Annotated in this window: 27 protein-coding genes, 6 tRNA genes and 1 pseudogene; 26 read left to right on the top strand and 8 right to left on the bottom strand. The window is 36.4% G+C overall.

What is annotated here, in order from left to right:
- The first annotated feature begins 42 nt into the window (after window positions 1-42).
- The 15 genes from OXPF_RS06725 to mnmM all read left to right on the top strand — a co-directional run bounded on the left by OXPF_RS06725 (window position 43) and on the right by mnmM (window position 13,304).
- Window positions 43-576 carry an NUDIX hydrolase gene (locus OXPF_RS06725; RefSeq protein ID WP_054874436.1) on the top strand — a complete coding sequence of 178 codons (534 nt, stop codon included), beginning with the start codon at window positions 43-45 and terminating at the stop codon, window positions 574-576.
- 91 nt (window positions 577-667) lie between these two features.
- Window positions 668-1,312: a stage II sporulation protein M gene (spoIIM, locus tag OXPF_RS06720; protein ID WP_054874435.1), complete on the top strand. Its 645-nt coding sequence runs from the start codon at window positions 668-670 to the stop codon at window positions 1,310-1,312.
- Between the two features lie 149 nt (window positions 1,313-1,461).
- Window positions 1,462-2,349, top strand: a complete 888-nt coding sequence (gene xerD / locus OXPF_RS06715) for a site-specific tyrosine recombinase XerD (RefSeq protein ID WP_054874434.1) — start codon at window positions 1,462-1,464, stop codon at window positions 2,347-2,349.
- A gap of 41 nt (window positions 2,350-2,390) precedes the next feature.
- Window positions 2,391-3,698, top strand: coding sequence for a pyrimidine-nucleoside phosphorylase (locus tag OXPF_RS06710; protein ID WP_054874433.1), 1,308 nt, complete (start codon window positions 2,391-2,393; stop codon window positions 3,696-3,698).
- Window positions 3,699-3,812: 114 nt separating this feature from the next.
- On the top strand, window positions 3,813-5,021 hold the full coding sequence (locus tag OXPF_RS06705) for a D-alanyl-D-alanine carboxypeptidase family protein (RefSeq protein WP_054874432.1): 1,209 nt from the start codon (window positions 3,813-3,815) through the stop codon (window positions 5,019-5,021).
- A gap of 105 nt (window positions 5,022-5,126) precedes the next feature.
- Complete coding sequence (locus OXPF_RS06700) at window positions 5,127-5,861, top strand: segregation/condensation protein A (RefSeq protein ID WP_054874431.1); 735 nt, start codon at window positions 5,127-5,129, stop codon at window positions 5,859-5,861.
- Between the two features lie 9 nt (window positions 5,862-5,870).
- Window positions 5,871-6,452: an SMC-Scp complex subunit ScpB gene (gene scpB / locus OXPF_RS06695; protein WP_054874430.1), complete on the top strand. Its 582-nt coding sequence runs from the start codon at window positions 5,871-5,873 to the stop codon at window positions 6,450-6,452.
- A 101-nt stretch (window positions 6,453-6,553) separates the two neighbouring features.
- Entirely contained in the window at window positions 6,554-7,183 is a 630-nt protein-coding gene (locus OXPF_RS06690) for a DUF2953 domain-containing protein (protein ID WP_160317166.1), read from the top strand.
- Complete coding sequence (ytfJ, locus tag OXPF_RS06685; protein ID WP_054874428.1) at window positions 7,137-7,589, top strand: GerW family sporulation protein; 453 nt, start codon at window positions 7,137-7,139, stop codon at window positions 7,587-7,589. The genes OXPF_RS06690 and ytfJ overlap by 47 nt, the downstream gene beginning before the upstream one ends.
- Window positions 7,590-7,792: 203 nt before the next feature.
- Window positions 7,793-8,206, top strand: coding sequence for a MazG nucleotide pyrophosphohydrolase domain-containing protein (locus OXPF_RS06680; protein WP_054874427.1), 414 nt, complete (start codon window positions 7,793-7,795; stop codon window positions 8,204-8,206).
- 90 nt (window positions 8,207-8,296) lie between these two features.
- Window positions 8,297-9,376, top strand: a complete 1,080-nt coding sequence (locus OXPF_RS06675; protein WP_160317165.1) for a D-alanyl-D-alanine carboxypeptidase family protein — start codon at window positions 8,297-8,299, stop codon at window positions 9,374-9,376.
- 111 nt (window positions 9,377-9,487) lie between these two features.
- A complete protein-coding gene (locus OXPF_RS06670) occupies window positions 9,488-10,471 on the top strand; it encodes a sulfide/dihydroorotate dehydrogenase-like FAD/NAD-binding protein (protein ID WP_054874425.1) in 984 nt (327 codons plus the stop codon).
- Window positions 10,471-11,748 carry an FAD-dependent oxidoreductase gene (locus OXPF_RS06665; protein WP_201779690.1) on the top strand — a complete coding sequence of 426 codons (1,278 nt, stop codon included), beginning with the start codon at window positions 10,471-10,473 and terminating at the stop codon, window positions 11,746-11,748. The genes OXPF_RS06670 and OXPF_RS06665 overlap by 1 nt, the downstream gene beginning before the upstream one ends.
- 239 nt (window positions 11,749-11,987) lie before the next feature.
- Complete coding sequence (locus OXPF_RS06660; protein WP_054874646.1) at window positions 11,988-12,701, top strand: pseudouridine synthase; 714 nt, start codon at window positions 11,988-11,990, stop codon at window positions 12,699-12,701.
- A 12-nt stretch (window positions 12,702-12,713) separates the two neighbouring features.
- Window positions 12,714-13,304, top strand: a complete 591-nt coding sequence (gene mnmM, locus OXPF_RS06655; RefSeq protein ID WP_054874423.1) for a tRNA 5-(aminomethyl)-2-thiouridylate-methyltransferase MnmM — start codon at window positions 12,714-12,716, stop codon at window positions 13,302-13,304.
- On the opposite strand, the gene OXPF_RS06650 is transcribed toward mnmM, so the two are convergent.
- A complete protein-coding gene (locus tag OXPF_RS06650) occupies window positions 13,276-13,917 on the bottom strand; it encodes a hypothetical protein (RefSeq protein WP_054874422.1) in 642 nt (213 codons plus the stop codon). The two genes, mnmM and OXPF_RS06650, sit on opposite strands and share 29 nt — an antisense overlap.
- A gap of 98 nt (window positions 13,918-14,015) precedes the next feature.
- On the opposite strand from OXPF_RS06650, the gene surE reads away from it, so the two are divergent.
- From surE to speD, 8 genes are all read left to right on the top strand, one after another.
- The gene (gene surE, locus OXPF_RS06645) at window positions 14,016-14,780 is read left to right on the top strand and encodes a 5'/3'-nucleotidase SurE (RefSeq protein WP_054874421.1); all 765 of its coding nucleotides are present in this window, start codon (window positions 14,016-14,018) and stop codon (window positions 14,778-14,780) included.
- Window positions 14,781-14,782: 2 nt separating this feature from the next.
- Window positions 14,783-14,947 (top strand): DUF4264 family protein, encoded by a 165-nt coding sequence (locus OXPF_RS21670; RefSeq protein ID WP_083479731.1) that lies wholly within the window; start codon window positions 14,783-14,785, stop codon window positions 14,945-14,947.
- A gap of 130 nt (window positions 14,948-15,077) precedes the next feature.
- Complete coding sequence (locus OXPF_RS06640) at window positions 15,078-15,950, top strand: MurR/RpiR family transcriptional regulator (protein WP_054874420.1); 873 nt, start codon at window positions 15,078-15,080, stop codon at window positions 15,948-15,950.
- Window positions 15,951-16,068: 118 nt separating this feature from the next.
- On the top strand, window positions 16,069-17,289 hold the full coding sequence (locus OXPF_RS06635; protein ID WP_083479730.1) for a BaiN/RdsA family NAD(P)/FAD-dependent oxidoreductase: 1,221 nt from the start codon (window positions 16,069-16,071) through the stop codon (window positions 17,287-17,289).
- Window positions 17,290-17,316: 27 nt separating this feature from the next.
- Window positions 17,317-17,679: a chorismate mutase gene (gene aroH, locus OXPF_RS06630; protein WP_054874419.1), complete on the top strand. Its 363-nt coding sequence runs from the start codon at window positions 17,317-17,319 to the stop codon at window positions 17,677-17,679.
- A 99-nt stretch (window positions 17,680-17,778) separates the two neighbouring features.
- Complete coding sequence (gene cmk, locus OXPF_RS06625) at window positions 17,779-18,435, top strand: (d)CMP kinase (protein WP_054874418.1); 657 nt, start codon at window positions 17,779-17,781, stop codon at window positions 18,433-18,435.
- A gap of 33 nt (window positions 18,436-18,468) precedes the next feature.
- Window positions 18,469-20,472: a bifunctional 4-hydroxy-3-methylbut-2-enyl diphosphate reductase/30S ribosomal protein S1 gene (locus tag OXPF_RS06620; protein WP_054874417.1), complete on the top strand. Its 2,004-nt coding sequence runs from the start codon at window positions 18,469-18,471 to the stop codon at window positions 20,470-20,472.
- Between the two features lie 291 nt (window positions 20,473-20,763).
- Complete coding sequence (gene speD, locus OXPF_RS06615; RefSeq protein WP_054874416.1) at window positions 20,764-21,144, top strand: adenosylmethionine decarboxylase; 381 nt, start codon at window positions 20,764-20,766, stop codon at window positions 21,142-21,144.
- Window positions 21,145-21,530: 386 nt separating this feature from the next.
- Here the strand turns inward: speD and istB are convergent.
- Window positions 21,531-22,043 (bottom strand): annotated as a pseudogene (gene istB / locus OXPF_RS06610) (IS21-like element helper ATPase IstB); the annotation flags it as partial.
- Between the two features lie 107 nt (window positions 22,044-22,150).
- Here istB and OXPF_RS22390 point away from each other — a divergent pair.
- The gene (locus OXPF_RS22390; RefSeq protein ID WP_054874415.1) at window positions 22,151-22,330 is read left to right on the top strand and encodes a hypothetical protein; all 180 of its coding nucleotides are present in this window, start codon (window positions 22,151-22,153) and stop codon (window positions 22,328-22,330) included.
- Between the two features lie 236 nt (window positions 22,331-22,566).
- Here OXPF_RS22390 and OXPF_RS06600 read toward each other — a convergent pair.
- From OXPF_RS06600 to OXPF_RS06575, 6 genes are all read right to left on the bottom strand, one after another.
- Window positions 22,567-22,652, bottom strand: a tRNA-Tyr gene (locus OXPF_RS06600).
- 29 nt (window positions 22,653-22,681) lie between these two features.
- Window positions 22,682-22,757: transfer RNA gene (locus OXPF_RS06595), tRNA-Thr, on the bottom strand.
- A gap of 3 nt (window positions 22,758-22,760) precedes the next feature.
- A tRNA-Ile gene (locus OXPF_RS06590) sits at window positions 22,761-22,837 on the bottom strand.
- Window positions 22,838-23,135: 298 nt separating this feature from the next.
- Window positions 23,136-23,211: transfer RNA gene (locus OXPF_RS06585), tRNA-Phe, on the bottom strand.
- A 5-nt stretch (window positions 23,212-23,216) separates the two neighbouring features.
- Window positions 23,217-23,293, bottom strand: a tRNA-Ile gene (locus OXPF_RS06580).
- Between the two features lie 9 nt (window positions 23,294-23,302).
- Window positions 23,303-23,377: transfer RNA gene (locus tag OXPF_RS06575), tRNA-Glu, on the bottom strand.
- Between the two features lie 191 nt (window positions 23,378-23,568).
- Here OXPF_RS06575 and OXPF_RS06570 point away from each other — a divergent pair.
- Both OXPF_RS06570 and OXPF_RS06565 read left to right on the top strand, forming a co-directional pair.
- Window positions 23,569-24,468 (top strand): GNAT family N-acetyltransferase, encoded by a 900-nt coding sequence (locus tag OXPF_RS06570; RefSeq protein ID WP_054874414.1) that lies wholly within the window; start codon window positions 23,569-23,571, stop codon window positions 24,466-24,468.
- 58 nt (window positions 24,469-24,526) lie between these two features.
- Entirely contained in the window at window positions 24,527-24,706 is a 180-nt protein-coding gene (locus OXPF_RS06565; protein WP_054874413.1) for a hypothetical protein, read from the top strand.
- Window positions 24,707-24,796 lie beyond the last annotated feature (90 nt).

Raw genomic sequence — 24,796 nt, 5'->3', positions numbered from 1 at the left:
ATATGCGTAAAAAAATATAAATATTTCTTCGGAGGTAATATAATGGAATTCCATGAAAAAACTATCAGCTCCAAAAATATATTTCAGGGTAAAATAATAAATTTAAGAATAGATGACGTATCCCTTCCCGATGGAAGAACGGCGTACAGGGAAATTGTTGAACATAACGGGGGAGTTGCCATAGTAGCAGTTAAGGATAAGAAAATAGTCCTGGTAAAGCAATTCAGAAAGCCTCTGGATAACACCTTAGTCGAAATTCCTGCAGGCAAGCTTGAAAAAAATGAAGAACCGCAGCACTGTGCTCTCAGAGAATTAGAGGAGGAAACAGGACTTATTCCCCTTAACCTAAAACCCCTATGCAGCATATTTACATCTCCGGGGTTCTCCAACGAAAGGCTTCATCTTTTTTTTGCAGATGAATTTAAAGAGGGTGCCTTAAACAGGGATGATGATGAATTTATGGATATATTATATGTAACTTTAGACAGCGCTCTTGAGATGATACAATCAGGCGAAATCACCGATGCCAAAAGCATATGCGGAATACTTTTATATTCACAGTTTATAGAGAGATAATTATAAAGATTCAAAAATCTCTTAATACAAAATTTAATCATAACCTCCTGAGCTCAAGCATAATATCTTTTATAGATAGGGGGGGATTTTTTTGTTTAAGAGCAAAAGATTAAAAGAAACAATCTCAAATCATGTTAAATCAAACATGTTTTTATATTCCACTGTGATATTGTTTTTTTCAATAGGAGTGGCTGCAGGAGCATTTACTGTAAAATCCATAGATGATGTACAAAAACAGTCACTTATTAATTATCTGGAGGGTTTTTTTCAAATATTGACCAATACCAATGTTGATAGTATGTCCGTTTTAAGCCAATCCATCAAAAATAATCTTCAAACCTCCTTCATAATTTGGATTTTAGGAATAACCGTCATAGGAATACCGATAGCTCTTTTGATAATAGGAATAAGAGGTTTTATAATAGGCTTTACCGTTGCATTTTTAATAAACGGTCTGGGACTAAAAGGCCTTTTCTTCACCTTCAGCGCAATTGTTCCTCATAATCTAATTGTAATACCCTGTATGATAGCTTCCTGTGTAATATCCATAAGCTTTTCCATGATGATTATAAAAGACAGGCTGGCAAAAAGATGGACAAACAACTACTGGCAGAAATTTTTTTCCTATTGCTTGCTTATGATAATTCTATTTATAATTTCTATTATGGGAAGCCTCATTGAAGCATACATAATCCCGGTATTCATTAAGCTTATTTCCAATTATCTTGCCCCTTGATTTTATACATAATTGCAGTTATAATTACAAAATATACCAATGTATAATTTCATTAACTTATTGTATTATTTTATTATATGTTTTGGAGGATTTTTGTTTTTAGTGTTGAAGTAATAATATTAATGATTATACCCAAAGGAGACTTACACATGGATAAACTATTGGATGAATTTCTAATTAATTTAAACAGCGATAAAGGACGAAGCAAAAATACTTTGGAATCCTATGGCCGCGATATAAGGCAATTTTTTGATTATGTTAAAAACAACAATCTTTCAATATTGAAGATAAACAAGACAAACATAATTGCCTATTTAATATATCTTCAAAAAAGCGGGAAAGCCACATCTTCCATATCCAGAAGCTTAGCTTCTTTAAGGTCCTTTTACCTGTTTTTATTCAATAATAAATACATAGATAAGAATCCAACTTTAAACCTTGAGTCTCCGAGAATTGAAAAAAAGCTCCCGAGGATTCTTACAATAAAAGAAGTGGAGCTTCTCTTAAAACAGCCTTTGATCACCGACCCCAAAGGAAGCAGGGATCAGTGCATGCTGGAATTGTTGTATGCAACGGGCATCAGGGTATCGGAATTGGTGGCTATGGATGTAAATGATGTAAATTTGAATTTAGGATTTATCAAATGCAACGGCACAGGTACAAAGGACAGGGTAATTCCCATAGGTACCATGGCATTAAAAGCCTTGACCCAGTATATTCAAAATTACAGGCCTTATCTTTTAAGAGAAGGAAAGAGTGAACAAGCTCTATTTGTAAATTTTCATGGCAGCAGACTTACACGCCAGGGTTTTTGGAAAATCATAAAATACTATACTAAAAAAGCAAAAATAGATATAGATATAACTCCTCATACATTGAGGCATTGCTTTGCAGCTCATTTGCTTGAAAACGGAGCTGATTTGAAATCCGTCCAGGAAATGCTGGGGCATTCCGATATATCCACAACACAGGTGTATGCTCAGATTACAAAAAACAAGATAAAGGAAGTTTATAAAAAATCACATCCAAGGGCGTAAAGCCCTTCGTTTTATAATGTTAAGAATTTGGAGATGGTTTTATGAGGATGTATGATATTATCCTTAAAAAAAGGAACGGCTATGAGTTGTCCAAAGAAGAAATAGACTTTTTCGTTCAAAACTATACCAAAGGAGATATCCCTGATTATCAGGCGGCAGCATTTTTAATGGCTGTATATTTCCAAAAAATGAACAAGCAGGAAACTTCCGACCTTACTTTATCCATGGTTAATTCGGGGGACAGACTGGATTTGTCAGGCATAAAGGGAATTAAAGTAGATAAGCACAGCACCGGAGGAGTTGGAGATAAGACTTCCCTGGTCTTAGGACCTATGGTGGCAGCCTGCGGTGTCCCTGTCGCAAAAATGTCCGGCAGGGGGTTGGGCCATACGGGCGGCACCATTGACAAATTAGAATCAATAAAAGGCTTTACCGTTGAAATGAACCGTGATTCATTTCTAGGCAATGTGAACACCATAGGCTTTTCAATAGGAAGTCAGACCGGAAATCTGGCTCCTGCCGATAAAAAAATTTATTCACTTCGTGATGTAACTGCTACTGTTGATAATATATCATTGATTGCCTCCAGCATTATGAGCAAAAAAATAGCCTCCGGCGCTGATGCCATTGTATTGGATGTAAAGGTTGGAAGCGGTGCCTTTATGAGGAACATGAACGATGCCTTCGAGCTGGCTCGTGAAATGGTGGATATAGGCAATTCCCTAAAGAGAAAAACTATAGCAGTAATTTCACATATGGATGAGCCTCTAGGCCTTGCTGTAGGCAATGCCCTGGAAGTTAAAGAAGCTATTGATACTCTAAAAGGCAAGGGACCGGAGGATTTAATGGAGCTTTGCCTTGTATTGGGCAGCCATATGCTTATCTTAGCCGGGAAAGCAAAAGACATAGATGAGGCACGGGAAATGCTCAAAAATACAATTGAAAACAAATCGGCCTTGAATAAATTCAAGGAATTTGTACAGGCTCAAAAGGGAGACATAAACGCAGTAGATAACCCTGATGAAAATTTGCCCGTCTCAAAATATAAAGTAGATTATAACGCAAAGGATGAGGGTTTTATAGAGAGCATACTTGCCGATAAAATAGGCATGGCTTCTTTGGTGCTAGGAGCAGGAAGAGAAACAAAGGAAAGCACCATTGATTTATCTGTAGGAATTGTACTTAAAAGGAAGTCAGGAAGTTACGTAGGTAAAGGCGATACAATAATGTCCATTCACGGAAATGATGAGGATAAGATAAAACAGTGCATAAAATTAATCGATGATGCTGTAATTATAACCAAAAATCAGGTTCAGGCACCTAAGCTTATATACGGTACAGTAGTTTAAAAAACTTAAAAAATTCACAAATGGAAACATAGCAATATGTTTCCATTTTACGTGTAACATAATAGTAATTTTCGGGGGAAAAATACATTTGAGAAAACTTAAAGGAGTGATATTGTGAAAAGATTTTCATCTAAGATATTTGCATTTTTACTTGCTGTTTTCACAATTACTATATTTACCCCCCCGGAAAACAGTATGGCACTTAACTTAACCCCTGACAGTCCCGCATCTGCCGACACCCTAAACTTAGATGCCAAATCAACTGTGCTTATGGAATTCTCTTCAGGCAAAGTATTATATGAGAATAAGGCCAATGAAAAACTTCCGCCTGCCAGCATAACCAAGATTATGACCATGCTTTTAACCATGGAAGCCGTTGATTCGGGAAAGATAAGCCTAAGTGATAAAGTGACAATAAGCGAATATGCCTGCAGCATGGGCGGAACCCAATTGTACTTGTCACCTGGAGAGGTAAGAACGGTAGAAGAGCTTTTAAAAGGCGTATGCGTGGAATCTGCTAATGATGCAGCAGTAGCCCTGGCAGAATTTCTGGAAGGTTCGGAGGAGATGTTTATTCAAAAAATGAATGAGAGAGCCTCGGAACTGGGAATGAAGGATACACACTTCTCAAATTCCAACGGACTTCCCATCGATAATCACTATACCACAGCCTATGATGTGGCTTTGATGTCCAGAGAGGTTTTAAAACATGAAAAAATATTGAATTACACTACAATCTGGATGGAGACTATAACCGAAGGAAGGGCAGAGCCCTTCACAATGGTTAATAAAAATAGGCTTGTCAAATTTTACAAAGGTTGTGATGGTCTAAAAACAGGGTCTACGTCAGCGGCAAAATTCTGTATTTCCGCCACTGCCAAAAGAAATGACATGAGGCTTATTGCCGTAGTAATGGGCTCTCCTACAAGGGACGTAAGAAACAGGGAAACAAGTAAGTTACTTGATTTTGGCTTTGCAAGATATGAAGTCATAAAACTTGCTGACAAGAATGACGTATTGGGAAAAATTAAAGTACTTAAAGGCAAAGAATCATCTGTGGACGTCGTACCTTCCGGAGATTTTGTTGTCCTTGTTGAAAAGGGCAGTAAAAAAGAAATCAACAAGGATATAAAAATCAGCGAGGATTTAAAGGCGGAAATCAAAAAAGGCGAAAAAGTGGGGGAAATAGTTGCAACCCGCGATGGTGCGGAGATAGGAAAAATGGATGTTATAGCACTTAATGCAGTACCTAAGGCCAATATGGGTGATTTGATGAAAAGAACCTTTATATGCTGGCTTACGTTCTATAAAGAAACAGCTTAATTAAGGAGATGGCTAAGGGCCATCTCTTTTTACATACTCATTAATGTGTTATAATTATTCAGGATATTTAATTTTAAGTCTTTAGTTTATTAAAGGAGTATTTAAATGCCTTACCAGATTAAACTTCAAAATTTTGAAGGTCCTTTCGACCTGCTTTTTCATCTGATAGAAAAAGCAGAGGTGGATATTTATGATATTCCCATTGCCGAGATTACAAATCAATATTTAGAATATATAAATAAAATGCGGAGCATTGATTTGGATGTTGCCAGTGAATTTATATTAATGGCAGCCACTCTTATACAGATAAAATCAAAAATGCTGCTTCCCAAGGAAAAAAATCCCCTGGATGGAACAAACGAAGATGCAGACCCCAGGGCAGAGCTTATTGAAAAGCTTATTGAATATAAAAAATTCAAGGAAGTATCGGGGCTTTTTAAAGAAAGTGAAGAAAAATCCATGGATATTTTTTATAAAAATGCCGAGATAATTGACGATATAGAAGAGGATGAAATACTCTTAAATGTTTCTTTGAATGACCTAATCACTGCCTTTAATGACATCATAGAAAGGTATAAGTCCGGTATAAATGAGGATGTGCATCTTGAAGAACAATTGATTAGAGAAGAATTTACCGTTTATGATAAAATACTGCATATAAAACAAAGGCTTAATAACAAAAATGAGATCAGTTTTTCTCAATTATTTATATCAAATACTACCAAATTTGAAATAGTAATCACATTTCTTGCTTTATTGGAACTCATGCGCACGAGGGAAATAAGCATATATCAGACAAAATCCTATGGTGAGATTATTATAAGACGAAATTTTAGTTGAGGTGTCACTATGAATAAGGACAATGAATTATATAAACAGCTTATTATTAACGGAAGCCAGCCGCCTTCAGATACAAACAAAATAAAATCAATTATAGAAGCACTGCTTTTTACTGCCGGTGAACCTTTAGAGCTAAGCGAAATATCCGGTGTTATTCAGATAAATAAAAATACAGCTAAAAAGCTTTTAAATGAGCTCATAGACGAATATAACATAGAAGACAGGGGTATTCAAATAATCAATTTCAACAATAAATTTCAGATGTGCACCCGCCCGGAGCATAAAGAATATATAAAAAGACTTTTAAAGCCCCAGAACAAGCAAAGCTTATCCCGGGCTGCCATTGAAACCGTTGCCATAATTGCCTATAAACAGCCCATAACAAGGCAGAGCATAGATTCCATAAGAGGAGTCAAATGCGACAGGCTTATACATAATCTGATGGATAAAAAGCTCATAAAAGAAGTGGGGCGTGCTGATGCACCAGGCCGGCCGGCACTTTACGGCACAACAGACAATTTTTTAAGATATTTTGGATTAAAAAATCTGGATGAGCTTCCAGAACTTGAAAACTTGAATATTAATGCTTAAGGAGATACATACTTTATGTATCTCCTTATTTTTTTCACAGACTTTGAGGTGGTCCATTGTACATATATTTTCTTTTTATATTATTGCTGTTATTTTCTATCTTGCTCTTTAACAATACCTATACTGAGATAATCTTTCACAGGATGAACAATGATGATCATCTGGAAATTAACGTCATGCTTTTCTTCAAATTAATAAAGCTTAGATTTAAAATTCCTTATATTGAAGTAATGATGAAAAAGGGATTGAAACCTGCAGTCAAGGTAAAAAGCGAAGTATCTAAAATATCTGAAAATAAATCCTTATTGACCTTTGATGAATTAAAAAAAATATATGATAAATTCAAAATTTACTATCCTAAGTATAAAAAGATATTAGATTATATAATTTCAAAAACTTCGATTCAATCACTCATATGGAACAGTAAAATAGGTATAGGTGATGCAGCCTTAACCGCTTTGGCTTCAGGTGCTGCCTGGGCCTTAAAAGGCAATATTATGGCATTTATAATGGCTAAAAAAAATCCTTCAAAAATATATTTTCACGTGCATCCCGATTACTACAGGGTTTTATTTGAAACGGACTTTAACTGCATAATAAGCATAAGAATAGCCAATATTATAATAGCAGGCATTAAAATTGTATGTGTTTTTATAATAAATAAGATAAAGGGTGGTGAAGGATATGAACGATCATCCAATTCAAGGTCTGATGAAAACTACCATGGATAGCATAAAGGATATGATCGATGTAAACACAATTGTAGGCGATGCCGTAGAATCACCTGACGGTTCCGTCATCATCCCCATTTCAAGAGTTGCTTTCGGTTTTGCAGCCGGAGGCGGTGAATATGAAATGGGCCACAAGGGCGATGACGGAGAAGAGGAATCAAATAAACATCCCTTCGGCGGAGGCAGCGGTGCCGGAGTTTCAGTTCAACCGGTGGCATTTTTAGTAGTAGGCAACAATCAGACTAAGCTTCTTCCTGTCAACTACAACAATGTTGTAGACCGGATTGTGGATTTGATGCCTAATGTCATTGATAATATTGAAAAAGTTGCTCAAAATATGAGAAAACCTCATGAAAATAACGTGCATACCGGACACAGTGAAAATACAGAAAGTCCTCTTCAATAAGCCACTTATGTGGCTTATTTTTATCGTAACGCAGTATTTTGGCAAATTTATTAAAAGATACCAGATGAATTCACGATCTATATTGTAAAAGTAGCAGCCCCTAAATTGTTAAATCAATTTATAAATCTTAAAGAAGGAATTTATATAAAATTGTCGAAATGGTTATTGAAATAAAGTTATAGTAGTAAAATGGGGGAGATTACATGGAATTAAGAGATGCACTTGACTTAATCTGGTCTAACAGAAAATATACTCCTTCTGATTCAAAGACTGCATTAAGCCATTTAAATGAAGAAGTAGCCGAATCCCTTAAAGCCCTTTTAAGGGATGACAACGATAAAGCAAAAAGAGAGCTCGAGGATGCATTGTCCTGCTTGCTTATAGCAATGAAAATAATGGATATAGATATTGAAGATGCTATTGAAAGACAGATTATACAGATGCAAAAAAGAGCTGACAAGGTTATGGTTTTCAAAAAAGATAAGGTTGAAATTTTAGTAAATAATGTACTAAAAGGCGGCTGGTCCATCTGGAGCAGCGAGGACATAAAGGATGCCCAAAAAATGGCCAAGGAGTTTGGGTGTTCAATAATTTATGAAGATAAGGGGAACATATAGTTTCTTCATATTCCAGTATTACTCAGTATTTATAAATGGCAATAAGAAATAATAATATAAGTTAAGACTTTTTGATCTGGAGTGATGACTTTGAAAGTTTTGATTTTTGCTTTGGTTTTTTTGTTATCTCTTCCTTCAAAGTTTTCTTATTGCACTAATACCAAATCTCTTTCAAATTTAAACACAAGATACATTTGCCTTATGGATTATGAATCAGGAAGGGTATTATATGAAAAGAACAGCCGTATGATTGTTCCAATGGCCAGCACCACTAAAATATTGACGGCAATTGTAGCTTTGGAGAATTCAAAATATGATGAAGTAGTTACTGTATCCGAAAGGGCAAGTTCCATAGCAGGCTCAACCATAGGCTTAAAAAAAGACCAGAAGATAACCATGGAAGAATTGCTTTATGGATTAATGCTTCGCTCGGGCAATGACTGCGCCATAGCCATTGCAGAGCATATGGCGGGTAGCGTCGAGAGGTTTTCCTTTATGATGGACAGCAAAGCCTTTGACATAGGAGCATTTAATACCCACTTTGCGACACCCCATGGACTGGACGCCGATGGTCATTTCACAACTGCTTACGATATGGCATTAATCACAAGATGCGCCCTTAAAAATCCTGAATTTGCAAAGATAGTTTCAACCAAGGATATAGTTATAAACGGCATAAACGGTTCAAAAGGCTATCACAATATCAACAAGATACTGTGGCAGTTGGAAGGTGCTGACGGTGTTAAAACCGGTTTTACCAACAAGGCAGGGAAATGCCTGGTTTCTTCAGCCACCAGAAATGGTGTAAAAGTAATAAATGTGGCTTTAAATTCCTACGATAGGTGGAAGGACTCAACTGCATTGCTTGATTATGGCTTGAAAAATTTTAAGGAAAGTATATTATTAAGCAATAAAGAATTCGGTCAGTTAGTACCCGTTAAATCCGGCAATAAAAAACTGGTTCAAATAGGTTTTGATGAAGAAATAAATTTACCTATAACAAGCGATGAAAAAGAAGACATATATATAAAGAAAATAATACCCTATACTCTTGAAGCCCCTTTGCATGAAGGTCAGAACGTAGGATCTTTAATAATATATTCAAAGGACAAAAAAATTTTTTCAATGCCCTATAAAATTTTGGAGGAGGTAAAGGCCGTAAGCTCATAAAATCGTATAATTTAGGCTAAAAGCAATGATTATTTCATTGCTTTTTTTCTTGTAACAGAAATTTCGATTATAAATATCCTAATATAAAAGGTATTTTTGGGGGGGAAATTAATGACTTATGAGTCAGTAGACTGTGTAGATGCAGGGACCGATTATTGCCCTTGTTATCTTTCCGAAACCAATGACTGTCTAATATGCTCCCAGCTTCAGGGCAAGCTTTTCTGTGACTGTATAAACTGGAAGGGCGTGTGCATATATCAGGAATACATCTGGAACGGCAGCAGGCGAAAGGACTCCAGAGAAAATATAAACGCTTCTGTTTTGAACATTTTCATGCTTAATGAAAAAGTAATTTTTATTAAGCTTAAAGTTTCTCGGACCCTCGCTAGAGAGCTTAACCAGCCGGGTTCATATATATTTATAAAAAACAGCAATTACCCTGAGTTTTTTAATACTCCTATGTCGGTAATGTATGCAGATGAAATAAATGGAACCATAGATTTACTTATTCAAGTCAGGGGGATAAAAACTAAGATTTTTCAAAAAACTTTAGATTCATTTCAGATAAGAGGCCCATATTGGAATGGAATAATGGGGCTTAAAAATTTAAAAAAGGTTTCAAACAAGAACTGTCTTATGGTAGTAAGAGGCATAGCTCAGGCACCTTCCGTAGGCGTGGCTAAAAAACTTAAGTTTTCAAATAACAATGTATATGTAATATTTGATGAAGGCACATCGAATACTTCAATTTCTAAAGAATACTTCGATAAATTAGGCTGTGAAATAAAAGAAATGTCAATCATGGAAAATAGGTCCATTTCATCAGCTGCTTCTGCTTTTATAAAAGAAACTATAAATGAAAAGGATATAGATCTAATTTTCAGCGGAGGCACAGATATAATTCACAAAGAAATAATAGAAATTAAAAATTCATTTTCAAAAGACATACTTTTAGCATGTACAAATAATGCTAATATATGCTGCGGTGAGGGTATTTGCGGAAGCTGCAATACCAGATTGAAGGATGGGAAGAGAATAAAAGCCTGCAAGGCTCAAGCTGACCCTGAGGAAATCCTAGGAGGTATATATAGATGATTAAGGTTGTTGTAATAGGCGGAGGATGGTCGGGATGCGCCTCGGCATTGACTGCAAAATATGCCGGTGCCGATGTAACCATTCTTGAAAAGACCGATATGATTTTAGGCCTGGGAAACGTAGGGGGCATAATGAGGAATAACGGAAGATATACTGCTGCCGAAGAGATAATAAACTTAGGTGCAGGAGAACTGCTTGAAATAACAGACAAAGCCTCCTTGCATACAAAGGTGAACTTTCCCGGCCATAATCATGCCAGCTTATATGACGTAACAAAAGTTGGCCCCATGATGCAGAATTTACTTATCTCAAAGGATATAAATATTATGTATATGGCAAGGGTCGTAGATGTCAATAAGGACAAAGGCAAAATAAAAGGAGTCTATCTTGCAACCGGAGAATATATTGAAGGTGACATCTTTATTGAAACCACCGGCTCCACCGGGCCTATGGGAAATTGTTTAAGATACGGTAATGGATGCTCCATGTGCATATTGCGCTGCCCATCCTTCGGCCCCAGAGTAAGTATAAGCAAGAGAGCGGGCATTGAGGATTTATTAGGTCAACGAGGAGATGAAAGCTACGGAGCCTTCAGCGGCTCCTGCGAACTATGCAAAGAGTCCTTAAGCGATGAAATAGTTGAAAAGCTAAATAGTGAAGGAGTTGTTATTTTACCTGTTCCCAAAGAGGATATTAATATGGATAAATTGAAAGTTAAGGTGTGCCAGCAATATGCGCTGGATGAGTACGCCGAAAACATCATCTTGCTGGATACCGGCTATGCAAAGCTTATGACCACGTATTATCCCATTGAAAAGCTGAGAAAGGTTAAAGGATTAGAGCGGGCAAGGTATGTGGATCCTTATTCCGGAGGCAAAGGGAATTCCATAAGATACTTGTCTATGGCTCCCAGAAACAACGGAATGAAGGTGGAGGGTTTGGATAACCTTTTATGCGCCGGTGAAAAATCCGGGCTTTTTGTAGGCCACACAGAAGCCATGGCAACGGGATCCTTAGCAGGCCATAATTCTGTTCGCCTGGCACTGGGAATACCTCTTTTAGAGCTTCCTCACAATACTGCCATAGGAGATATCATTTCTTTTGCAAACCAAATGGTTAAAACTCCTGAAGGCTTAAAAACCAGATATACCTTTGCGGGTGCAGATTATTTTCAAAGGATGAAAGATCTTAATCTCTACACCACCGATAACGAGAAAATAAAGGAGAGAATTGAGCGGATAGGACTTCTCAATATATATAAAGAAAAAATAGTATGATTTTATAAAGGGAGCTTTAAATATTAAGCTTCCTTGTTTTTTATTCTACCTTCATTATGTTAAAATAACTAATTGATATAATGATTTCTAATGGCGAAGCCATTTGAAATCATCTGGCATAAAATTTGCTCCGCAAATTTTATGATATAATAAATCTTTTCTGGATTTATTGTGACATGAATTTTACTAGTAAAATTCATGATATAATAATATATAAATTAAAACAAAGGGTGATTTTTTTGGAGGAAAGGCTTCAAAAATTTTTGGCAAGAAGCGGAATAGCATCCCGCCGAAAGTGCGAAGAGCTTATAAAGGAAGGTACTATAAAAGTAAACGGAGTAACTGTTACAGATATGGGGATAAAGATAGACAGTAAAAAGGATGTTATAAGCTACAAAGATAAGGTTATAACTATTAATGGTGAAAAGGTTTATATAATATTAAATAAGCCCTGCGGCTACATAACAACAACCAAGGAACAGTTTAACAGAAAAAAAGTGACGGATTTGATAAGTGGGATTTCAATCCGTGTCTATCCCGTAGGTCGCTTAGATTATGACACTTCAGGTCTCTTGATATTGACAAACGACGGGGACTTGACTTATAAGCTGACGCATCCCGCCCATGAAGTAAACAAGACCTATATTGCAGAAGTCATAGGTATACCTGATGAATCAAAGCTTGATAAGTTAAGGCAGGGTATTCCCATAGAAGATTATGTTACATCCCCTGCTCAGGTAAATATAATTGATAAAAATAAAAGTACCGCCATCCTTGAAATTACCATACATGAAGGGAAAAACCGTCAGGTAAGAAAAATGTGCAGTGCCATAGGACATGAGGTTAAAAATTTAAAACGGGCTGCTATAGGTAATCTTAAACTTAATGATTTAGCTTTGGGAAAATGGCGGTATTTATCTGAAGAAGAAATAAATTATTTGCGTACTTTGTAAAAGGGGATACCTATGAACTTTAAATATAAAAATGCGTTGACATTATCAAGATTTATTTTTAAAGACTCCATAAAAGAAGGAGACAGAGTAATTGATGCGACCTGCGGAAACGGCCATGATTCCCTGTTTCTAAGCCAAATAATCGGAGAAAGTGGAAAGCTCTATTGCTTTGATATACAGGATATTGCAATAAACAACACTAAAATCAGGCTTAAAGAAAACTCACCCTATGAAAACTACACCTTGATTAAAGACGGTCACGAAAATCTTGATTTATATATTAAAGAGGAAATCCAAGGCGTTGTATTTAATTTAGGATATTTACCGGGAGGTAACCATAAAATTATAACTTCGCCTATGAGTACCATTACTTCCCTTCAAAAAACATTAAAATTGCTGTCACCGGGTGGAATTGCTGTAATTGTTGTATATTACGGACATGAAGGCGGAGACTATGAAAAAGATGCACTGTATAAATTCATTGGGAGCATTAATCCAAAGCTTTTTACCGTAATCAGCAGCCAATTTGTAAACCAGATAAATAATCCACCATTATTAATAGTAATAGAAAAGGTCAGGGACATGTCTTATGAAGATAAATAGTATTTGGCATATTTGAGACATATTCTATAACCTTTACGCTGCTTGACCGGTTTATTTTTTTGCCGCATTTCAAGCAGTAATAATTATTGGTATAGACTGTATCCGTATATGTCTTAACTTTCAAATTGCTGTACTTTTGCCAGCTTTTCCATCCTGTTTTGCAAAGCTTTGACCGGTTGGTGTAATCCGCATATATCCACCTTAACAGCCGGTGAAAATGGAAGGGGTATTTGGTAAATTTTATATAGTTTCTGGGGAGTCCCAAGGTAACTACGTAATCTTCAAAAGACCCTTCTATTAAAGATTGAAGGGGATCTTCTATTTTTGCGTCCTCATATAATATATTGTTTTCAGCAAAATATTTTCTCACATCATCAAACATGTAGCCTCTGCATATGTGAACATTCTCATCCTTTTCCACGTTCAGATGCTTAAAAGCCCTTTTTACTATATCCGTTGTATATGAAAGATAATGCTTCTTTTCAAAATTATTCTGATTATAGAGCTTTATTGGTATTACCTCAGAATAAAATTCTTTGGTTTCTACCCTTAACAAGCCTATTAATGTACCGCCAACTAAGGAACCGCTTCCCGCATCATCAATGAGAATCATTTTTTGCCTCCTAAACTTGCTAAAATTGATTATAATAATGTATAGTGCAAATTATTTCTGAGTCATAGTAATATTATTAACTGAAAGGATGGTTAATTATGAATATATTAATAACCAATGATGACGGCATAGATTCACCAGGCATTTATGCTTTGACAAAACAATTCATACATGAAGGAAATGTAGTAATTTCAGCCCCCGACAGACAAAGAAGCGCCTGCTCCCATTCCATAACAATGCATGGTCCCATAACGGTTTTGCAATACAGCTTTTATAACTTAAACTGTAAGGCCTATGCAGTCTCCGGGACTCCCGTAGATTGTGTAAAACTGGCCTATGAGAAATTTGCTGAAGAAAAGTTTGATGTAGTATTATCCGGCATAAACGACGGAGGCAATTTAGGTAGTGATGTTTTATATTCCGGAACGGTATCTGCAGCTATAGAAGGAGCGCTCTTAGGCATTCCTTCAATTGCAATTTCTCTGTCCCAGGGCAATGGCAGCCGGGATTATGATGCAGCTGCCCATTATGCTTATGAAATATATAGAAAATATTTATCCGAAAAATTTCTTCCAGGCACTGTTCTAAATGTAAACGTCCCGCCTGTTAAAAAAGATGAGATAAAAGGAATTATAGCAACCAGCTTAGGGGACAGAAAATATAATAACAACTATGAAGAGAGGTTAGACCCACAAGGCAATATTCACTACTGGCTTACAGGGGATATAGTAAAGACGGAAAACAATAACGCCACAGATATATACGCTGTTGAAAATAACTATGTTTCCGTAACACCCATGCATTTTGAGCTGACAAAATATGAATATATAAATAAAATCAGCAAATGGTTTATGAAGGAGTAAGAATGGAAAAGGAACAATTAAATGTAATCGGTCAAAAAATATATGAGGGAAATCCTAAACTTTATGAGATTGTGGACTTTTTAAACAAATCACTGAAGCATAAAAATCTTATTTTCGGAATGGCTATAAAGGACAATAAGCAGGTGATAACAATATACGAAGAATAACTCCTTGCATTGTTGAAATTGTAGCCTTGTAATGTTAAAATGAATTGAATATTGCATTTTATTGAAATTAGCTGCAATTTTCTGTTATTTTATAGATATGTAGGCAAAATAATTTTAAAGGAAGATGAGCATGGAAGATAATCAGGATCTCATAAAACTTATACAGTCGAAATTCCAGCGTATGAGTAAAGGTCAAAAGCTGATTGCCGAGTTTATACTAAAGCATTATGACAAGGCCGCCTTTATGACTGCTTCCAAATTGGGAAACAGTGTAGGGGTCAGTGAATCAACAGTGGTAAGGTTTGCCGATGAGCTGGGATATAACGGTTATCCCAAGCTTCAGAAGGCATTGCAGGAGCTCATTAAAACCAAGCTCACCACCATCCAGAGAATAGAACTTTCAAGCGATTTCATAAGCGAAGAAAATGCACTTAAAAATGTATTAAAAGCCGATATTGACAACATAAGAGGCACTTTGGAGAAGATAAACAGCAACACCTTTGAAGAGGTAATAAACAGAATTCTAAAAGCCCGCAGAATATACATAATGGGACTTCGGAGTTCAACTGCTCTGGCGGATTTCCTTGGATTTTATTTAAATCTCATACTGGATAATGTAAGGGTGGTAAACTATGGTGTAAGCGATGCCTTTGAGCAGCTTTTAAGGCTGGATGAAAACGACCTTTTTATAGGTATCGGCTTCCCCAGATATTCAAGCAGAACCATAGAAGCATTAAGGTATGCTAAAAATAACGGGGCTACGGCCATTGCATTGACTGACAGCCTTCTTTCACCTTTATCGGCGGATGCAGACTATACCTTGCTTGCCCAAAGCAATATGGCATCTTTTGTTGATTCTCTTGTTGCTCCCTTAAGCGTTATAAATGCACTCATAATTGCTGTAGGGTTAAGGGAGAAGGATAAAACCTCCAATACCTTTGAAAAACTTGAGCGCATATGGGATGAGCAAAAAGTATATGCGGAAAGGGACGGCTTTATATAAGTTCCGGCTTTGATAAGAGACATAAACGGTGTATAAAACCACCGTTTTTTAAATTATATAAATAAAATCAGGAAACAATAATTTTAATAATGACGCCTTTATCTTGGAGGTTAATGATTTGAATAATATTATAGTTATTGGCGGCGGTGCTGCCGGTATGATGGCTTCTTTAATTGCTGCAAAGGAAGGCAAAAAGGTTATTTTGATAGAAAAGAATGAAAAGCTGGGTAAAAAGGTATATATAACCGGGAAGGGAAGGTGCAATATCACTACTTCCCTTGAAATAGAGGAAATAATGAGCAACATACCCGGAAACAGCAGCTTTTTATACAGTGCCCTGTATACATTTTCAAACCATGATTTGATGAATATGATAGAAGATATGGGCGTTAAATTAAAAATCGAACGGGGAAACAGAGTTTTCCCTGAATCCGATAAATCCAGCGATATTATCAAAGCTTTTGAAAACCATTTAAAGAAGCATGATGTAAACATTATGTTCAACAGTGAAGTTAGTGATATAATTATTGTGAATAATGAAATAAAGGGCGTAATTTTAAATAACAGAGAGCTTCCATGCGACTCCGTAATTATTGCCACCGGCGGAATGTCCTATCCATTGACCGGCTCTACCGGCGATGGATATAAATTTGCGAAAAAGGCTGGACATACTGTAACTAAAATAAGGCCTTCTCTTATCCCATTAACTGCAAAGGAAGAATGGGTTAAAAAGCTTCAAGGTCTCTCTCTTAAAAATGCTTCAGTCAATGTATCATTTAAAAACAAAGTGATTTTTGAGCAACTAGGGGAGATGATATTCACCCATTTTGGAGTATCGGGACCCATCATATTATCTGCCAGCAGATTCGTAGTCGACAGGCTACCCGATGAGGTTAAACTTTCCATTAATTTAAAGCCGGGATTAACCTTTGAACAGCTCGACAAAAGAGTACAGAAGGATTTTGAAATTTACTCAAACAAAATGTTCAAAAACTCTTTAGATAGCCTCCTGCCTCAAAAGATGATTCCTGTCATAATAGAGTTGAGCGGAATCCATGAAAACAAGGAAGTAAATCAGATAACAAGAGATGAGCGTATTAGTTTAGTTAAGCTCCTTCAAAATTTAACCCTTACCATTACCTGTACCAGGCCTATTAAAGAGGCGATAGTAACGGCAGGAGGAGTCAGCGTAAAGGAGATAAATCCTTCAACCATGGAATCAAAAATTGTTAAAGGCTTGTATTTTGCCGGTGAAGTTATAGATGTAGACGGATTAACCGGCGGTTTTAACTTACAGATAGCATTTTCCACCGGGTACTGTGCCGGTCTGAATGCTTAAAATTTTAAGTATAGGGGAGTGTTTTAATTGATTGCCATCAGAGGAGCGATAACTGTAAAGGAAGATACCAAGGAGGAAATTTACAAGGCTACTTCGGATTTGCTTAAAAGCATAATAGAAAAGAACAGCCTTAATACCGATGACATAATAAGTATTTTTTTTACATGCACAAGAGATTTAAAATCTGCTTATCCAGCTGTAGCTGCCAGAAGTTTAGGCATTACAAACGCAGGGCTTATGTGTTTTAATGAAATGTATGTGGAGGGCAGCCTTACAAGATGCATAAGGGTATTAATTAATGCAAACAAGGTTATTTCTCAAAAAGAAGTAAAACATATATATATGGAAGGCGCTGTAGTTTTAAGGCCGGATTTGACTTCTTTGAATTAAACTTGTATTTAAAATTGCATTTTCTGTAATATAAAAAAAGGATTTTTATAAAAAATATAGAATAACTACTTTTGTGAAATTTGCACTGGAGGTTTTGCAATGAATAAAATCGTTGTAGCGATAGATGGTCCGGCAGGTGCAGGCAAGAGCACCATAGCCAGAATCATTGCCAACAGGCTTCAAATCCTATATATAGACACTGGTGCAATGTATAGAGCTGTCACTTTAGAGCTTCTTAATAAGAATATTTCCATTGAAGATATTGACAAGATTGAAGAAATCCTTAAACATATAAAAATCGACATTATGGATGACAAAGTATTTTTAAACAACAAAGACGTTACTCATGAAATAAGGCAGCAGGTCATTAATAGAACGGTTTCTTCCGTTTCCGCCATACCCCAGGTAAGAAAAAAACTGGTGGATTTACAAAGAGAGTTTGCCAGAAACAGAAGTGTTGTTATGGATGGGCGGGATATCGGCACAAACGTATTAAAAGATGCTGATGTAAAGGTATTTCTTACTGCTTCTGCCGATGAGAGGTCTGTTCGAAGATACAAGGAAATTTTATTAAAGGGATTGGATGCAAATCTTGGAGAAATTAAAAATGAAATATTAGCCAGGGATGAATTGGACAGCACAAGAGCACTTAATCCCTTAAAAAAAGCTCATGACGCCGCCGTAGTTGATACAACAGGCAAGGACATAGAAATGGTAGTTGAGGAGATTTTAAAAATCATAAAACCCAAACTATGACATCTCTTAAACTCTCAATCTGGGGGGATTAAATTGAATATCATTGTGGCAGATTATTCAGGCTTTTGTTTCGGTGTAAAGAATGCAGTATCTACCGTGTACAAAACAACTAACGATAAAGGGGGTAGAATTTATACATACGGTCCCATAATCCATAATAGTACAGTGGTAAATGAATTGGAGCAAAAAGGCATTATTGCACTGCCATCTATTGAAGATTTGAAGGAAAATGATACTGTTATCATAAGATCCCACGGTGTTTCCAAGGAAGTAATAGGTACATTGAGGGATAAAAAGGTTGATATAGTGGATGCAACATGTCCCTATGTTGAATATATTCATAAAAAAGTTGAGGAATATTATAATAAGAATTATCAAATTATTATAGTAGGCGATCCTGCCCATCCGGAGGTACATGGAATCAACGGATGGTGCGATAATTCGGCAGTTATAGTAAATTCAGAGGAAGAAATTAATAACCTGCCGAAATACCCGAAAATATGCGTTGTATCCCAAACCACCATGAATTCGGATAAATGGGCGTTGATGGTACCTTTAATTCTTAAAATTTCCAAAGAAATCATTGTTTTTAATACTATTTGCACTGCCACTGAGCAGAGGCAAAAATCAGCAGAAGAAATTGCAAAGAAAAGTGATTCATTAATTGTCCTAGGCGGATACAACAGTTCCAATACCAAAAAACTGGTGGAAATATGCAAAAAATATTGTGATAAGACATACCACATTGAAACTATCAATGAAATGGATGTTGAAAAAATAAAAAATGTAAAAACATTGGGCATAACAGCAGGTGCTTCAACACCTGACTGGATAATAAAGGAGGCAATTGATAAAATGAGTGATTTAACAAACATAAATGAGGAAAATAATGAACAAAACATTATGGATGAATACGAGAAAACCTTTAAGAAAATATCTCAGGGAGATATCGTCAAAGGTAAGATAATATATGTTAATGACGATGAAGCTTCAGTAGATATCGGTTATAAGGCAGACGGCCTTATTCCAAGATCCGAACTTACCATAAGCGGCGACGTTTCACCGAGAGACATTTTAAATCCCGGAGATGAGCTTGATGTTTATATCTTAAAGGTTAATGATGGTGAGGGTAACGTACTTTTATCCAAAAAGCTTGTTGATGCTGAAAAAAGCCTAGAATATATTGAAGAGGCCCATAAAAGTAAAACAAAGCTTACTGCTCGCGTAGCCCAGATAGTAAAGGGCGGAGTAATTGCAGATGTTAAGGGAGTACAGGTTTTCATTCCTGCTTCACAACTGGATATAAGATATGTTGAGGATATGTCTCAATACTTAAAACAGGAATTTGATATCATAATCTCTGAATACAATCCTGAAAAGAGAAGGGTAATCGGTTCAAGAAAAGCTGTTTTAGGAGAGGAAATCAAAAACAAAAAGAAAGCATTGTTTGAAAACCTTGAAGCTGGTCAGGTGATATCAGGCAAAGTTATAAGAATTACTGATTTTGGTGCCTTTGTTGATTTAGGCGGCGTTGACGGCCTTATCCATATTTCAGAGCTGTCTTGGGGAAGGGTAAAACATCCATCCGAAGTGGTTAAAGAGGGAGATTCCGTTGAAGTTTATGTTCTCTCCGTTGACAAAGACAAGGAGCGCATATCCTTAAGCCTTAAAAAGACCTTGTCAGAACCCTGGGGCGATATTGACAGCAAATTTAAAATAGGGGATATTGTTACAGGCAAAGTTGTAAGAATAGCTTCCTTCGGAGCTTTCATTGAAATAGAGCCCGGCCTTGACGGTTTGGTTCATATATCAAATATAAGCGATAAGAGAATAAACAAAGTGGAAGATGCCTTAAAGGTAGGGGAGACAGTTACTGCAAAGATAATCGAAATTAATGCAGAGAACAAGAGATTGAGCCTTAGCATCAAAGATGCAGCAGAAACCGAAAATGTTGATGTAGAAGTTTTCGAAGAAGCAGCAAAAGAAGAAGTTCAAACAACCATCCAGGACGTTATTGACAGCAAAGTAAGCGAATAATTTTTAAGTTTTAAAACTAAATTGATAAAATAAGACAGTGAATTTTTCATTGTCTTATTTTGTATTCAACATTTTTATACTTTGGCATAATATATATTATTCCTGAAATATTAATAACTTTGGATAAAAAGCAGAGTAAAAATGAGAAATACCGAGTTAGAATGACTTTATTTAAGGTAAGTAAAATTTTTGATGTAATGTATTGACTTTTTCCATGTTTCTGATAGAATTAGCTTATTGAAAATTAATAAATTATTACTATAGTCTGGAAAAGGAGGCAAAGATAATACGATGAACACTTTGGGCCGTCATATTTTGGCAGAAATTTATGGATGTAATCCACAAACACTTAACGACAGGGAATTGATTGAGAGGATTATGGTAGATTCAGCTTTGGAAGCAGGTGCTGAAGTACGTGAAGTTGCGTTTCATAAATTTAGTCCACAAGGGGTAAGCGGGGTTGTCGTAATATCAGAATCACATCTTACCATTCATACTTGGCCTGAGCTAGGCTATGCTGCAGTTGACGTTTTCACCTGCGGTGACAGGATTAATCCTTGGGATGCATGCAACTACTTGACTGAGAAGTTCAACGCCAAGCATATGACAGCTACTGAAGTTAAAAGAGGCCTTTTTGACCAGCCGGTTTCAGTAAAAGCGTCAAGTCTGTAAAAGTACTTAAAGAAACACACAAAATTCATATCTTCAAATTCATAATTTTAAAAAAATAATTACATTATATATAAAAAGGCTTTGCTGATAACACAAGCCTTTTTTTAATTCCTGAGGAGGGTTAATTTCACTTATAAACTTGGCTACTTTGTACATTTATTATTCAACCTAAATTTTATAATTGGTGTACCAAGGTATTCCGAGTTCAAACTTTATTATCTGCCGAATACCAATGGATAATATTTTATTCAGGACATAAACCAAAACAGGGGAGGATAGGGTGATGTCTGTCATATCAAAGCTTAAGAAGGAGAAGCTTTTAATTGTTTTTGGCAAGTACCTTTCCATACATTCCGGAACTTAATTTTCCGAGCACCCCATTTCCATTACTGGGATTTCATGGTTGAGTGTGTTAACCTATGACTTGGGCCTGTATAAACCAGCAGATGGCTGTGATGAACCAGCCTGTCAATAATAGCGCTTGTCAGCTTTTCGTCATAGAAAATACCATTCCACTTGCTGAATTCTAAATTCGTTGTAATGATGACGCTTCTTCTCTCATAGCATTCCGATATTACTTGGAATAGTAATTGTGATCCTTCCTTTTCAAAGGGTATATAACCCCATTCATCACATATCAATAGGTCCGTTTTCTCGATTAGTTTCATGAAGCGTTTCAGCTCACCTTTTGCTTTGGATTCACTAAGTTGGTTCACCAATGATGCTGTGCGGAAGAATCTCACTCTCTTGCCGCTGCTGCAGGCTGCAACTCCTATTGCAGTTGCAAGATGCGACTTGCCGGTACCCACGAGTCCATAAAGTATTAGATTTTCTTTCTTATCAACGAAGCTTGCTGCCTTTAGCTGTTCAATATCAAGTGCAGGCGGCATTTGTATCTGGCTGAAGCTGTATTATAAACAGCTCCAACGGTAGACTTATTATAAATGAAGAAAGCCTTCCGACCTATGATTGGAAGTATCCCATCCATTTTACAATTAATATAGAAATGAAAGACAATACATATCACAAGCTTCTTTTTTATAATCACAAGGATTGGAGCATTACGAGAGGAGAGACGGAATATAAGCTGGCATTGGCCTATAACGATGGAAAAGAGGTTAAAACATGGGTATTGCCATATGAGAAGTGTCTAGAGGTAAGAAAGTGGGCGGGGGAGTACAGGTGATTATGCTTTTGCGCTATTTTTAGCGGCTCTAACAGATGATATTAATAATCTACGAAGTACTACGCATTTTGCTGTAAATTCTTATAAACTTCTTCATAGTGAAGCAGAATTATATTATATTCGTCTTATTCGTGGCAGCGAATATCATTGCTATCGGCAATATCATTCATGCTGGTGAATATCGCTCGTCGTCAGGACGAATATAATTGAAAAAAACCGCTAATAGCGGTTTTTTCTGGTGGAGGGAGATGGATTCGAACCATCGAAATCGTCCGATAACAGATTTACAGTCTGCCCCCTTTGGCCACTCGGGAATCCCTCCATAAAATATGTTTATTAAATTTAGTGGTGTGGAGCTGGCAGTCGGAATTGAACCAACAACCTGCTGATTACAAGTCAGCTGCTCTGCCTGTTGAGCTATGCCAGCAAATGGTGGGCCTTCAGGGACTCGAACCCCGGACCAACCGGTTATGAGCCGGTTGCTCTAACCAACTGAGCTAAAGGCCCTCGTTTGACGACAAAACTTATTATATATTAATTCATTTGATAAGTCAATAATGTTTTTTAAATAATCTCTCTGGAATTTAAAGGGGGTAGGGGAGTTAGATGATATTAGTTTCGCAAATGATATTACAGTGCCATTACATAGCGCGTAATTATATTCTGCTGATGCAGGATGATATTTATATTAGCCTTATTCGTCCCGGCGAATATTATCGTCATGTTCAATATCATTCGCGTCAGTGAATATCGCTCGTCCATAAGGATGAATATAATTGAAAAAACCGCTATTAGCGGTTTTTTCTGGTGGCCAGAGTCGGAATCGAACCAACGACACGTGGATTTTCAGTCCACTGCTCTACCGACTGAGCTATCTGGCCTAAAATGGTGGGCCTTCAGGGACTCGAACCCCGGACCAACCGGTTATGAGCCGGTTGCTCTAACCAACTGAGCTAAAGGCCCTTATTAAATTGGTGACCCCTAGGGGACTCGAACCCCTGTTACCGCCGTGAAAGGGCGGTGTCTTAACCGCTTGACCAAGGGGCCACATTAGTTATAATATATTATTAAAAATAACATATTACGGCTATGCAGCTCATATGAGCGACAACAAATATGATTATACAGCTATAATATGACATAGTCAACAGGTATTTTATAAATATTTTTAATAATTTGCTTATTGGCAAAAAGCCCAATTTTACTTAAGTTTCATTTTATTAAAGGCGGTATTGATTATGGTAAAGGTCGAAAAATACAATGATAATTATACCGACAGTTTTAACAGACTGTATTCAATGGCACATGGCAATACAAGAGCTAATTCTGACATATTAAGCAATAATAAATTAAAAATAAAGCTATTAAAGATATCCCAAAAAATAAAAGGATACATTCTATATAAAGATATCGATGATAGCAGCATTAAAGACAGAGTGCATATAGAAGATATATTCATTGAAAAGAATTACTGCAATAAAGCCAATTACACCTATCTTTTGGAATCCATAAACAAAGGCTTTTTGTTTAAGAAATATAAAACCGCTCAGATTTTTTTAGATAAAAGCAAGCCCTATTTTGAAATTTCAGACAAGCTTAATCTAAGTATGGATCAGGAAATTTACGATATGAAAATATTTTTGAATGGCTATAAAAGGGTACCCGTTACAGACAATGTAAGCTTTAAAACCTTTAAAAAAGGCAGGGATGAGTATACTCGAATGTGGATTCAAAATGACCTTTTTAAAGGAGCAAAGGGCCATAAAGACTTCAATATAGAGGATGTACTCCATGAACAAAAACAGATTTATTTTTTAGAAGAGGGCTGCATATTCCTTAAATATAATGATGAAATAGCAGGTTATGCACAGGTTATATACGAAAATCATCCCGACACCAAGCCTTACATAGTTAATTTCGGCATTATAACCAAATACCGAGGTTTGGGACTGTCCAAGCTCCTTTTGAATCACACTCTTAATTTCATAAAGAGAAAGGATTTCAATGAAGCCTACGTTACGGTCGATTCATCAAATAAAAAAGCTTTAAGGCTTTACAGAAAGACAGGCTTTTCAAAAATAGGCTCCTTAGGCATGTATTTATATAATTATAATAGTTCAAAGGTCAGTTTCTTTTAAAAAAAGTGATTATTTTCACCGTTATGAGGAAAAATAATCTTAAAGGAAGTGACTTTTCATGGACAGTTATGAACAAATGAATGCAATCGCACAGCAATGCTCCCATTTTTCGCCTGAGGGCAATTTGACAGGCACCACCAGCGATGAAAAGAACATTAATTGCACCATGTGCCGGCATTATAATAACGGGTTGTGTAAAATTAAAGATGAGATATTGGTAAATATGGACCAGACTTAAAGCGTAATTATAAAGGAGCCGCAAAAGCAGCTCCTAAATTTTTATTATTGCACAAACATAGGTTCCCGGGGCCAGCTAGCAATCTCTGAT

It is taken from the genome of Oxobacter pfennigii (assembly GCF_001317355.1).
GTDB lineage: Bacteria > Bacillota > Clostridia > Clostridiales > Oxobacteraceae > Oxobacter > Oxobacter pfennigii.
Note: the sequence above shows the minus strand (reverse complement) of the source record. Positions and strands in the feature narration are given on the sequence as shown.